We start from the raw sequence: 12,283 nt of genomic DNA, 5'->3' as shown, positions 1-12,283 counted from the left end.
GGGGCGACGGGAATCGCCCCACTCTCACGGGATCATTTGAATTCGACTGGGAAACCGATCGCTGGCGACGGCAGATCTACACCGAACCATTGTTTGAACGACGCCGCATAAGTCGGGAATTCAACGCCGGTCATGGCTTCATGCAGTGCGGTGTTGACGAAGTTCAGCCAGTCCTGATCGCCACGCTTGACTGCGCAGGCGTAGGTTTGCGGGCTCCACGCATAGCTTGGGCTACGGTAGCGGCCAGGGTTCTGCACCATCAGGTATTTGACCGAAGACTGGTCGGTGGCGGCGGCGTCGGCGCGACCGGAGTTCACCGCCTGATACATCAGATCGACGCTGTCGTACTGATCGACCTTGGCTTTGGGCAAGGCCTGATGCACCAGTTCTTCGGCATAGACGTTTTGCAGCACGGCTACGGTGACGCTGTCGCCGGCGGCTTGCAGGTCTTCGATTTCCTTGTACTTGCTGTTGTTCGGCAGCAGCAGGCCAACGCCTTCGCGGTAGTACGGCAGCGTGAACGCCACTTGCTGCGCACGGCTGGCGGTAACGGTGATGAACTGGCAGCTCATGTCGACCTTGTCGGTGAGCAGATTGGGAATCCGCGCATCGGACGACTGTACGACGAACTCGACCTTGCTCGGGTCGTTGAACAGACCCTTGGCGACGATCCGCGCGATATCGATATCAAAGCCCTGCAACTTGCCGTCCGCACCCTGAAAGTGCCACGGCGCATTGGTGCTGCCGGTGCCCACGATCAACTTGCCACGGGCCAGAACACTGTCGAGCTTGCTGTCGGCTGCCTGGGCCATACCCATGACAGCGGACGAAGCCGCAAGAACAAAAACACACGCTTTGAACAACGAAGGACGGCGATGCATGGCAAGCACTCCAGGATGGTGTTTATTCCGCTATACCGGAACACGGTTTGTTACTACGGAATAGACAGCAGAAAGTGTGCCATAGCTTTGGCAATAAAACCCAGGTCTTCGGAAACATTAATCGGTTCAACAAGTTAGCCCGCGGATTTGCGCGCGACTATCGCCAGTAGAGGTTTTTACCTTCGCTACTGAAGGCAACCGATTGGGAAGTAACGTCACATTTAAGGGCGTGTGCGCGACCGATTGATGCACAGATATAGCATTGAATCGAACTTGGAAAATGGCTTGACCGCAAGTGACCGCTCATCGGATTTACCGCTCGACCTGTCAGAGTTGACAGTTGTTGACCGGTGAATTGATAGGCCTACTGGTCCGGACCGAACGGGTCAGGAACCGAACTTAAAATCTCAATAAGGACTTTTGAAATGGCCAATCTGATTAAAAATGGTGATTTTGCCAATCAAGGCGATCACTGGACAGCAACAACCCCGAGTAACGTCAGTTACGTAGTTGGTCACTGCATAATCGCGCCTCCTGACTCCATTAGTCAGGACGTTCTCCTGGGTAGCGATGGCGGCGGTAAATTCATGATCTCGGCAAGAATGAAAACACTGCATGGCTATGCTGGCCGCGTCACTGTGCAACCACTTCCGACAGGCAACCCGGTTCAACTTGACGTCGGAGGTAACCAAGGCTGGACGATCAAGTTCCAAGAGTTCGACGCCCCTCTCGCGACACTCAAGTTCACGGTGACGGTAGAGTGCAATGACGGTACGTTTGATGAACTTGGCTCTTATTTCGGCGATGTAACGCTATCCAGGCTGCTCTGAGCCAATACTCTTGAAAGCAAGCTTTCATCTCGTGACGGCTTGCTTTCTCCGTGAACGCATCACCACTGCATTCCGAAAAAGAGAGTTTCCAATGGACTCGACAACCCCTTTCGCAGCCTTGCCGGCCACCTACCGCAAAGCCCTGAAAACCTGGCGCCCCGTTATCCTTTACTTCACCAACAAAGATTGCCCCGCCTGCGAATTGGCCGGGCCGATCTTTCGCCAGACGGCCGAGCCGTACCGGCATCGCGCCAATATTTACATGCTCAATACCAGAGAATGCCCGCGCCATCCGCAGGTCTCCGGGACGCCTACAGTGCTGTTCTTCCAGAACGGCAAACTGGTGAAAAAACTCAAAGGCATCGGCACCGAAGAAACCCTCGCACGAGATTTCGCCGAGCATATAGGCAAGACCAAAGCGCCCGTTGCCGTCCGCAAACAAACGCATGATCTGCCTTGGCTGCGTCATACGCTTCGCACTTTGCGCACCGTTGCACGTGCGCGCCTGCGGAGTCAGTGCTGAACGGGGTGAATCCAGGCCTTTTCAGAAAACTCCAGCTCATAGGTCATCTATCGAGACCTTGATGGTGGGGTCGTTTTCTCGCTCCTTGCAAAGCGCGATCAACTCCAGATCATCAAGACGCGTCATCATTGCCTCGTACTCTTTGGCAGGTACGCAATAAAACGCTGGTTCATTTCGGTTGAGAATCGCTACAGAGCGTCCACCTCCAGCAGCCACGGTGCCCATCGGATTTTTTTTCAATTCGGAAATACTCGCTACTACGTGGGAAAGAACGATGTGTGCCATTAAGGTGCTTCCTGAAGTACTTTTAGTAGCACCTAAAATAGCACCCATGAAGTTCTTAACTTCGATCCATTTGACGATACCACGTGATTTCCAGCGACGTTTCTGCGTTGTCCGTCAGACGTTTCTCGCACTTGGGTGGGAACAGGAAGGATCGCTACACTTTTCATCAGTGAATAGTGCGGTGCCTGAACCCAAGCATTCGCGAGCAGCTCGCTCCCGCATTTGAAACGCGTTCCAATGTGGGAGCGAGCTTGCTCGCGAAGAGGCCGGCCCAGTTAGTAGAGAACTCAAGGATTACGCTGGCGCGCGCTCCAAAAGCACCCGCGTCACCCGCCGCTCTTCCACCGCTTTGACCGTCATCTGCCAGCCCTCAAGCTCCAGACGATCACCGATCACTGGCAAACGATCCAGCAGGCTCATCACCAACCCGGCCATGGTCTGATAATCCTCGGTCGGCTGCGCACCAAACCCGGTGCGTTGACGCACACGCGCCAGGTTCAACGCGCCGCTGACGATAAACCCGCCCTGCTCCTCAACCACGTCCGGGCCTTCGATTTCGCTGGCATCCGGCAACTCACCGGCAATCGATTCGAGGATGTCGGTCATGGTCAACACGCCGACGAAGTCACCGAATTCGTTGACCACAAAAGCAATGTGAGTCGAGGCTGCGCGCATCTGTTCCAGCGCGTTGAGGATCGAATAACTGTCGAGCAGGTTGATGGTCTTGCGCGCCAGGTGCTCCAGATTCGGCTCGGTGCCGGCCAGGTATTCCTTGAGCAGTTCCTTCTTGTGCACGAAGCCCAAAGGCTCATCCACCGCACCGTTGCGAATCAACGGCAGACGCGAATAGGACGAGTGCATCAAGCGGGTACGAATCGCCTCGCGATCATCGGCCAGATCAATTGTGTCGACATCGGCGCGCACGGTCATCAGCCCGCGAATCGGGCGCTCCGCCAGTTGCAGCACGCCGCTGATCATCACCCGCTCGCGACGGTCGAACAGTTCGGCACTTGGCGCATCACCGTCATCAAGCAGATCGGAGATCTCCTCGCCGACCTCCTCCGCCGCCAGTTTGCGCCCGCCCAGCAAGCGCAGGACCGCATGAGCCGTGCGCTCGCGCATCGGTCGCAGGCCTTGCATCGAGCGCTTGCGCCGAGCCCGGGCGATCTGGTTGAACACCTCGATCAGGATCGAGAAACCAATGGCGGCGTACAGATAGCCTTTCGGAATATGGAAGCCCAGACCTTCGGCGGTCAGGGCAAAACCGATCATCATCAGGAAGCCCAGACACAGCATGATTACCGTCGGGTGCGCGTTGACGAAGCGCGTCAGCGGCTTGCTGGCAACGATCATCAAGCCAATCGAGATGATCACCGCGATCATCATCACCGCCAGTTCATCGACCATGCCCACGGCGGTAATCACCGCATCCAGCGAGAACACCGCGTCGAGTACCACGATCTGCGCAACGATCGGCCAGAACATGGCATAAGCGGCGTTGGTCGTGCGTTCGCCGACGTGGCCTTCCAGGCGCTCGTGCAATTCCATGGTGGCTTTGAACAACAGGAACACACCACCGAACAGCATGATCAGGTCACGGCCGGAGAAGCTCTTGTCGAACACCTCGAACAACGGCTGCGTAAGGGTCACCAGCCAGGAAATACTCGCCAACAGGCCAAGGCGCATGATCAGCGCCAGCGACAGGCCGATAATCCGCGCGCGGTCACGCTGATGCGGTGGCAGTTTGTCCGCCAGAATTGCGATGAACACCAGGTTGTCGATACCCAGCACCAGTTCCAGCACGATCAAAGTCAACAAGCCTAACCAGGCCGTGGGATCCGCTAACCATTCCATAAAACGTCTCTATCTCTCTCGATGAATTCAGGCTGCCGGACACGGCAAAGCGCAACGCGAAGGCTCTGGAGCCGCGTTGGCAACGATAGTCGGATGTCGGAAAACTGGATGCTGCGAGTGCGTCAAGACCGCGCCATGGCGCGTGGGGAAGGTGCGACTGGGAGGCTCCGAGAGGGTGTTCATGTAAATCCTGAATGAAAAATGGCCTTGGAGCGTACAGGCTTTGGGAACATTTCCTACAGCGGCAAATCATTTCAAAATCTGTACAGTCTGGAGAGATGTGTTGATTGTGCTGGCCTCATCGCGAGCAGGCTCACTCCTACGGGGGGCGTATTGCAACTTCGTGTCAACGGCCGGCAAAACGCAAACGCGACAGCTGGCGCAAATCCCCTTCGATGTAGTAATCGTTGGTCCAACTGTCGCCTGCCGCCAATGGACTCACCTGTTTCAACGCCAGTTTCTTCGCGAAATAACGGAAGCGGTAATGCTCGTAGAACCGCAGCAATTCCAGACCATAGCGGTCGGCCAGATCGGTATCGCCGCGAATGATCAGGTAGTTTTCATCATTGCCATTGCTGGCCGAAGCGCTGAGGTTGTGGCTGCCGCTGATGATCGTCGGCGAATCGCTGGTAAAGTCGGTAACCACCGCTTTGGTGTGCACCAGCAGATTGCCTTTCTGACCTTTCATGTTCTCGCGCAACCAGCCTTCCAACCCAGTGTTGAGCAACGCGGTGGCGGCGAATTCGGCGCTGCGGTCGGCATGGAAACCGGTGATGCGGCTGGCAGTGTTTTGCAGGCCATAACGCAAAATCTCGTCGTGGGGCTGGCCGAGTAGCGCGTTGAGAATCGCATCCGGCAGCGAAAACGCCGTGACGAACAGCACGTCCTTTTTCGCCGTGCTGATGATTCGCTCGAACGTTTGTAGATCGGCCCCGCCGGTACGCGGTGAAAACCCGGCAAGCAACGGCTGTTGTGCATTCATCAGGTTGTGTTCGGTGATCCACTCGCGGGTTGCGCCGACGTCGTCCGGTCGCGTCCAGATCTGCTCGAACGTTTGCAGATAACTGGCAGCAACCGATTCGTCGTCCAGCACATGCACCACGTTGGCCTGTCGATAAACCCCGTTGGCAGTGAAATTGGTGCTGCCACACAGAACCGCTTCAGGCTGCTGCTCCCCACTGGCGTCGGCGCGGCTGAGAACGATGAATTTGTTGTGAAAGATGTTGTGGGTCATTCGCCCGCGTTTGCTCGCAGGAGGCAGCGCCGCTAGGCTTGCTTCGTTGATCGTAGTGTCTTCGTCATCCGGCCGGGCGTGATACAGCACCCGCACCTGCACACCCCGCGCGAACGCTGCGTTCACCGCATCGATGATCGCCTGTAACTGGTATTCGTAGATGGCAATGTCCAGCGCCCACTGACCATCGACCGCACGCTCGATAAAACCCAGCAAGCGCCCGAGCAAGCCGTTTTCCAGCCACTGACGGGCCGCATCCGGCCAGGTTTCGATGGGCATGTTTTTATTGGCGCTGATCTGCGCGTCGAGGTCGGGAAACTTGCGCTGGAATGCCTGACTGGCGGCAACGGCGCGATTGAATATCACGCTCTGGTTGCTCGGGTGACCGTCATCGGAAGTGATCGTCAGCTCCAGCGATTCGCCCAACTGCACGGCATCGGCAGTGCCGTAGGCCAGGTGCACGCGATAGTGAAGGGTCATGCCCGGATTGACCGCGTAATCGGCCCAGCGAAATTTCTGCAGCGGCGCGATATCGCTCGGTGTGGCGTGGAACTGGGGAAAGGTGTGCGCCTTATTCGGGAAGGTCAGGCTGTTGAACAGGAACAACCAGGGTTTGGCGCCCTGCTGCTTTTCGATGGCGAAACCCAGCAGGCCCTGGCGCCGTGGTTCGGCCAGATCCATGGCCAGCAGCACGCCGTTGGTGCCGGCGTAGGCTTTGACACGGAAATCGTCCGCGGGATTTTTGACCAGTACGCGCATCGCTCACTCCTTGTGATTGGGCTGGGGGGCAGCATAGAGCAGGGATGCGGGTTTTGGTTGTTCGGCTCAAGACCGGGTCGATGCCTTCGCGAGCAGGCTCACTCCTACAGGGGAACGCATTCCAAATGTAGGAGTGAGCCTGCTCGCGATGAGGCCCGACCAGACACAGAAGGTATCAGAGAGAATTCAGCTCATCGATATGTCGATACTCTGCACTCAACGCTGAAGCCAGATCCCGCGCCCGCCCCAACCGGATCGGTCCTCGCTCGATATCGATCAACAAGCCCGGGCATTCCAGCGCCGGCAATCCTGACCACTGTTTCAAACGCCCATCGGTCACCACCAGCAAACGTTGCTGTTCAGCGGGAAAGCGCTTGCGCCGCACTGCCAGCCATTGCTCCGCCTGCATCAGTGCCGCCATTAACGGCGTGCCGCCGCCAGCTCCCAAGGCTTCCAGCCAGACGCGCAAGCCGCTCGATGCCTTCAACCCTTGCACCTGCCATCGCGGCGCCGAACCACTGGCGGTCAGCAATGCCAGCCGCGCACGCTGGCGATAGGCATCATCGAACAGTTGCGCGAGCAGGCCTTTGGCATCGCTCAAGGCGTGATGACGCCGCGTCGAGCCTGAGGCATCGACGATGACCAGCCACAGTTCATGCGGCGAGCGTGTGCGCAGTTGGAACAGCAGATCTTCACGTACTCGAGGACGTCCGTTGAGCAGCGTGCCCGGCCAGTTCACTGTACCGCCACGAGCGGCATGACGCTTGCCTTGGCGTCCGCTGTCCAGCTGTCCGGCGCGGGGTCTGGCATTCGCCCCCGCGTCGGATCGGGGGCGAATGCCTAGGGCTTTTTTGGCCAGCTCGGCACTTCACGACGGGCGCCTGTGGCAAGCCCGGGCGCCGGCAGGTCGCCCCACTGGCCCTGCCCTTCGCTCGATGAGGCCTGGGTTTCGGCCGGCGACTGCGCCGGTTGTTGCGGACTCGAAGGCGCTTGCTCACGGCGACGATGGCGCAGGGCAAACTCGGCCACGGCGTCGATGTCTTCTTCGCTAATCTCCTCAGCTCCGCGCCATGCCGCGTGGGCCCGAGCGGCGCGCAACCAGACCAGGTCGGCACGCAGACCATCGACCCCGGCGGCGAAACAACGTTCGGTGATCTGCGCCAGTGCAGCGTCGTCCAGCGCAATACTGGCCAAGGCTTCGCGGGCGTTTTCGCAACGTTCGCGCAACGCTTGTTGCTGTGTTTCCCAGTGTGCGCAGAACGCTTGCGGATCGCTGTCGAAATCCAGTCGCCGACGAATGATCTGTCCGCGCTCGGTCGGCACCGTGTGCCCACTAAGGGCGACATTCAAGCCGAAGCGGTCGAGCAGTTGCGGGCGTAATTCGCCCTCTTCCGGGTTCATGGTGCCGATCAGCACGAACTTCGCCGAATGCCGATGGGAGATACCGTCACGCTCGATCAGGTTGGTACCGCTGGCGGCAACGTCGAGCAGCAGATCCACCAGGTGATCAGGCAGCAGATTGACTTCATCGACGTAGAGCACACCGCCGTCAGCCTTGGCCAGCACGCCCGGTGAGAATTGCGCGCGGCCCTCGCTGAGCGCGGCGTCGAGGTCGAGGGTGCCGACCAGACGTTCTTCGGTGGCGCCCAGCGGCAAGGTGACGAATTGACCGCTGGCGAGCAGATCAGCCAAGCCACGGGCCAGAGTCGATTTGGCCATGCCACGCGGCCCTTCGATCAGCACGCCGCCGATTTTCGGGTCGATGGCGGTGAGGCACAGGGCGAGTTTCAGGTCATCGGCACCGACCACGGCGGAGAGCGGGAAATGTGGGGTGTCAGTCATTTGGGTTTTCTCTGTCGTGGTCGTGGGTGTACTTGGCATTGTGGGGTGTCAGTTGGGGTGGCCCTCACCCTAGCCCTCTCCCGGAGGGAGAGGGAACTGACCGAGTTGTTCTGGCGAGTTACGCCGACCTGATATATCGAGCCGAGCTCAAGTTTTGACAGCAACATAGATCGGCCCCCTCTCCCTCCGGGAGAGGGCTGGGGTGAGGGTAGCTTTTGACTGGCTAGACATCTTCCTCTATATCCAGCAGCAGATTCTCCAGCGCCTCTTTATAAGCCCCCGGCTCCTGCCACATCCCCCGCTGCTGCGCTTCCAGCATCCGCTCGGTCATATCCCGCAGCGCGTGCGGATTATGCTCACGAACAAACTCCCGGGTCGCCGGATCCAGCAGATAAGCATCGGCCAGCAAAGCGTACTGGTGGTCATCGATCAACTGCGTGGTGGCATCGAACGCAAACAGGTTATCAACCGTCGCCGCCATTTCGAACGCGCCTTTATAGCCGTGGCGCTTGACCCCGTCGATCCATTTCGGATTGGCCGCGCGCGAGCGAATCACCCGATTCAGCTCTTCTTTCAGCGTGCGAATCTTCGGCAGATCCGGTTGGCTGTGATCGCCGTGATAACTGGCCGCTGCTTCACCGCGCAGGCTTTCCACGGCGGCGAGCATGCCGCCCTGGAACTGGTAGTAATCGTTGGAATCGAGCAGGTCGTGCTCGCGGTTATCCTGATTCTGCAGCACCGCTTGCACCTGGCTCAGGCGCTGGACGAATTGCTCGCGGGCGGCGGTACCTTCGTCGGAACCGCCGTAGGCGTAGGCACCCCAATTCAGATAAACCTCAGCGAGATCGTCGCGGCTCTGCCACAAACGCCCGTCGATGGCGCCCTGCACGCCTGCGCCATAGGCACCGGGTTTGGCGCCGAATATCCGCCAACCGGCCTGACGCCGTGCGGTGTCTTCATCGACGCCCGACTGCAGCAGTGCCTCGCGCTCGGCTCGTACTTTGGCCGCCAATGGGTTGAGATCGTCCGGTTCATCCAGTGCCGCTACTGCCTGCACCGCCGCGTCGAACAGGCGAATCAGGTTGGCGAAGGCATCACGAAAGAATCCGGAGACGCGCAACGTGACATCAACACGCGGGCGGTCGAGCAGGCTCAGCGGCAGGATCTCGAAATCATCGACGCGCTGACTGCCGGTGGCCCACACCGGCCGCACGCCCATCAGCGCCATCGCCTGAGCGATGTCGTCGCCGCCGGTGCGCATGGTCGCGGTGCCCCACACAGATAGTCCGAGCTGACGCAGGTGATCGCCGTGGTCTTGCAGGTGTCGCTCAAGAATCAACGTCGCTGACTGGAAACCGATGCGCCATGCGGTGGTGGTCGGCAGGTTGCGCACGTCGACCGAATAGAAGTTGCGGCCGGTCGGTAACACGTCGAGGCGACCACGGCTGGGTGCGCCGCTGGGGCCGGCGGGGACGAAACGACCGCTGAGGGCGTCGAGCAGGCCGCGCATTTCGGCGGGGCCGCAGGCATCCAGGCGTGGGGCGACGACTTCGCGCAGATGGTCGATGATTGCACTGACCTCGGCCCAACGCGGTCCTTGTAGGAGTGAGCCTGCTCGCGATGGCGGTGTGTCAGGCAAATCTGTATCGAATGACACTCCGCTATCGCGAGCAGGCTCACTCCTACAGGGGATTTGTAGTGTTTGGGAGATTAGGTTCGAAGCAAACAGTTCCAGGCGTTCGCGGGTGTCGCCGGCAGTGCGCCAGACTTCATCGCTTTGCGATTGCAGCTCTGTCGGGCGTGGGCCTGTCCATGGGTCGGCCAACGCGCAGTCGAGCGGATCGAAACCGAGTTCGAATGCTTTGGCCAGTGCGCGCAGCAGACTCGACTGCGCGCCCTTCCCGTCTCCGCGTGGAATGCGCAGCAACGCCAGCAACGTATCAATGCGCAATCGCCCGCTCGGTGACTCGCCAAAAATGTGCAAGCCATCGCGAATCTGCGATTCCTTCAAATCACACAAATACGTATCGAGGCGCGGCAGCCAGATCGCCGCATCAGCGTCGCTGTCCAGCCCGGCATCGAGTTGCAGTTCGCGGTCGATCTGCGTCTCGCGCACCAGTTGCAGAATGTCGCGCTGCAACTCGCGGGCGCGGCGCGGATCCAGCAGTTGCGCTTCGTAATACTCGTCGGCCAACAGTTCCAGATTGCGCAGCGGGCCGTAGGTTTCGGCGCGGGTCAGCGGCGGCATCAGGTGGTCGATGATCACCGCTTGTGTGCGCCGCTTGGCCTGCGCGCCCTCACCCGGGTCATTGACGATAAACGGATAGATGTTCGGCAGCGGCCCGAGCAGTGCATCCGGCCAGCAGTTTTCCGAAAGGCCAACGCCTTTGCCCGGCAGCCATTCGAGGTTGCCGTGCTTGCCGACGTGAATCACGCCGTGGGCGCCATAGGTGTTGCGCAACCAGAAATAGAACGCCAGATAAGCGTGCGGCGGCACCAGATCCGGATCGTGATAGACCGCACTCGGATCGACCTGATAACCGCGTGCCGGCTGGATGCCGACGAAGGTCAGGCCGAAGCGCAGACCGGCAATCATCATGCGCCCGTCGCGGCACATCGGATCGTTTTGCGGCGCGCCCCAGCGTTCGATCACGGCGGCACGATTGGCTTCGGGCAGCGCATTGAACATCGCTGAATAATCGTCCATCGCCAGGCTTTGTTGGCACGGACGCAGGTCAATCGTGTCGAGATCGTTGCTGACGCCACCGAGCAATTGCTGGATCAACTCGGTGCCGCTATTCGGCAGTTCGGCCGCAATGGGATAACCCTCCGCCTGCAACGCGCGAAGAATATTCAGCGCCGCCGCCGGCGTGTCGAGACCGACGCCATTACCAATGCGGCCATCGCGGGTCGGGTAGTTGGCGAGAATCAGCGCGATGCGTTTTTCGCCATTCGGCACCCGCGCCAGATCAATCCAGCGCCGCGCCAGTTCGGCGACAAAATCCATGCGCTCGGGTTGCGCGCGGTAGCAGACCACATCGGACTGACTGCGCTCGCTGCGCCAGGCCAGATCCTTGAAGCTGATCGGCCGGCTGATGATGCGCCCGTCGAGCTCCGGCAAGGCAATATGCATCGCCAGATCGCGCGGGCCGAGGCCTTGCTCGCTGTCGCGCCAGCCGGGCTCGTTGTCCTGCGCGCAGATCGCCTGGATCACCGGGATATTGCGACGAAACGGCCGCAAGTGCGGGGCCTCAGGGCTGGACTGGGCGAATCCGGTAGTGTTGAGAATCACCCCCGCCTCGACTTCATCCAGCCAATCCTCGACCACCGTCAGACAACCGGGTTCTTTCAGACTGGCCACCGCGATCGGCAGCGGATTCAACCCCGCTGCCTGCAAGCGCTGGCAGAAAACATCGATGAACGCCGTGTTCGCCGCTTGCAAATGCGAGCGGTAAAACAGCACCGCCGCGACCGGTTGCTCAGGCAGCCATTCGGCTTGCCAGTCACTCAGTGCGGCGCTGGTTTTTTGTGGATGGTAAATCGCCGTGCGCGGCAGGGTTTGCGGTTCTTTCCAAACGTAATCACGGGCGAGCCAACGGTTGGCCAGGCAGCGGAAGAAATCCAGCGCATTGCCCAGGCCGCCCTGACGCAAGAACTGCCAGAGCCGGTCGCGATCTTCGGCATTAACGGTGCTCAGGTCGCTGAGTTCCGGATCGGGCCGGTCATCGCCCGGCACCAGAATCACCTGCACACCGCGCTCGGACAACTCGATCAGACGCTCGACGCCGTAACGCCAATAGGCAATGCCGCCATGCAGCGAAATCAGGATCACCTTGGCATGACGCAGCACTTCGTCGACGTACAGATCGACCGAAGCGTGATTCTGCACCTGCATCGGATTGGCCAGACGCAGGCTCGGATAATCCTCGGGCAACTGCTGCGCAGCTTCGGCGAGTAGCGCCAGACTGGAGTCGCCGCTGCACAGGATCACCAGCTCAGCGGGGGTCTGTCCAAGGTCGGCAATGTTGTCATCCGAGACGAATCCGCCGGGCTGAGTCCTGAGCAGGTGCATGGT

At 59.7% G+C, this 12,283-nt stretch carries 9 protein-coding genes; 2 read left to right on the top strand and 7 right to left on the bottom strand.

Translation table 11 applies throughout. From position 1 onward, the window contains the following. Positions 1-32: 32 nt before the first annotated feature. Positions 33-881, bottom strand: coding sequence for a transporter substrate-binding domain-containing protein (locus VY732_RS13135; protein WP_007912334.1), 849 nt, complete (start codon positions 879-881; stop codon positions 33-35). 425 nt (positions 882-1,306) lie between these two features. Here VY732_RS13135 and VY732_RS13130 point away from each other — a divergent pair, with 425 nt between their 5' ends. Beyond that, positions 1,307-1,711, top strand: coding sequence for a hypothetical protein (locus tag VY732_RS13130; RefSeq protein WP_331695629.1), 405 nt, complete (start codon positions 1,307-1,309; stop codon positions 1,709-1,711). Between the two features lie 91 nt (positions 1,712-1,802). After that, positions 1,803-2,234, top strand: coding sequence for a thioredoxin family protein (locus tag VY732_RS13125; protein ID WP_077573139.1), 432 nt, complete (start codon positions 1,803-1,805; stop codon positions 2,232-2,234). A 36-nt stretch (positions 2,235-2,270) separates the two neighbouring features. Here VY732_RS13125 and VY732_RS13120 read toward each other — a convergent pair whose 3' ends face one another. The 6 genes from VY732_RS13120 to cobN all read right to left on the bottom strand — a co-directional run bounded on the left by VY732_RS13120 (position 2,271) and on the right by cobN (position 12,280). Further along, positions 2,271-2,519, bottom strand: a complete 249-nt coding sequence (locus VY732_RS13120; RefSeq protein WP_038368375.1) for a type II toxin-antitoxin system Phd/YefM family antitoxin — start codon at positions 2,517-2,519, stop codon at positions 2,271-2,273. Between the two features lie 294 nt (positions 2,520-2,813). After that, entirely contained in the window at positions 2,814-4,373 is a 1,560-nt protein-coding gene (locus VY732_RS13115) for a TerC family protein (protein ID WP_331695628.1), read from the bottom strand. A 346-nt stretch (positions 4,374-4,719) separates the two neighbouring features. Then, positions 4,720-6,366 (bottom strand): phospholipase D-like domain-containing protein, encoded by a 1,647-nt coding sequence (locus VY732_RS13110; protein WP_331695627.1) that lies wholly within the window; start codon positions 6,364-6,366, stop codon positions 4,720-4,722. A gap of 175 nt (positions 6,367-6,541) precedes the next feature. After that, positions 6,542-7,204, bottom strand: coding sequence for a vWA domain-containing protein (locus VY732_RS13105; RefSeq protein ID WP_331695865.1), 663 nt, complete (start codon positions 7,202-7,204; stop codon positions 6,542-6,544). 2 nt (positions 7,205-7,206) lie between these two features. Beyond that, positions 7,207-8,208 carry an ATP-binding protein gene (locus VY732_RS13100; protein WP_331695626.1) on the bottom strand — a complete coding sequence of 334 codons (1,002 nt, stop codon included), beginning with the start codon at positions 8,206-8,208 and terminating at the stop codon, positions 7,207-7,209. Between the two features lie 223 nt (positions 8,209-8,431). Beyond that, the gene (gene cobN / locus VY732_RS13095; RefSeq protein ID WP_331695625.1) at positions 8,432-12,280 is read right to left on the bottom strand and encodes a cobaltochelatase subunit CobN; all 3,849 of its coding nucleotides are present in this window, start codon (positions 12,278-12,280) and stop codon (positions 8,432-8,434) included. Positions 12,281-12,283 lie beyond the last annotated feature (3 nt).

This window comes from Pseudomonas sp. ZY71 (genome assembly GCF_036542145.1).
In the GTDB taxonomy this organism is placed as follows: Bacteria; Pseudomonadota; Gammaproteobacteria; order Pseudomonadales; family Pseudomonadaceae; genus Aquipseudomonas; species Aquipseudomonas koreensis_A.
Note: the sequence above shows the minus strand (reverse complement) of the source record. Positions and strands in the feature narration are given on the sequence as shown.

Coding starts and splice junctions, on each gene's coding strand:
- VY732_RS13115 (WP_331695628.1), bottom strand. CDS start 4,373: ATGGAATGGTTAGCGGATCCCACGGCCTGGTTAGGCTTGTTGACTTTG.
- cobN (WP_331695625.1), bottom strand. CDS start 12,280: ATGCACCTGCTCAGGACTCAGCCCGGCGGATTCGTCTCGGATGACAAC.
- VY732_RS13125 (WP_077573139.1), top strand. CDS start 1,803: ATGGACTCGACAACCCCTTTCGCAGCCTTGCCGGCCACCTACCGCAAA.
- VY732_RS13120 (WP_038368375.1), bottom strand. CDS start 2,519: ATGGCACACATCGTTCTTTCCCACGTAGTAGCGAGTATTTCCGAATTG.
- VY732_RS13110 (WP_331695627.1), bottom strand. CDS start 6,366: ATGCGCGTACTGGTCAAAAATCCCGCGGACGATTTCCGTGTCAAAGCC.
- VY732_RS13100 (WP_331695626.1), bottom strand. CDS start 8,208: ATGACTGACACCCCACATTTCCCGCTCTCCGCCGTGGTCGGTGCCGAT.
- VY732_RS13130 (WP_331695629.1), top strand. CDS start 1,307: ATGGCCAATCTGATTAAAAATGGTGATTTTGCCAATCAAGGCGATCAC.
- VY732_RS13135 (WP_007912334.1), bottom strand. CDS start 881: ATGCATCGCCGTCCTTCGTTGTTCAAAGCGTGTGTTTTTGTTCTTGCG.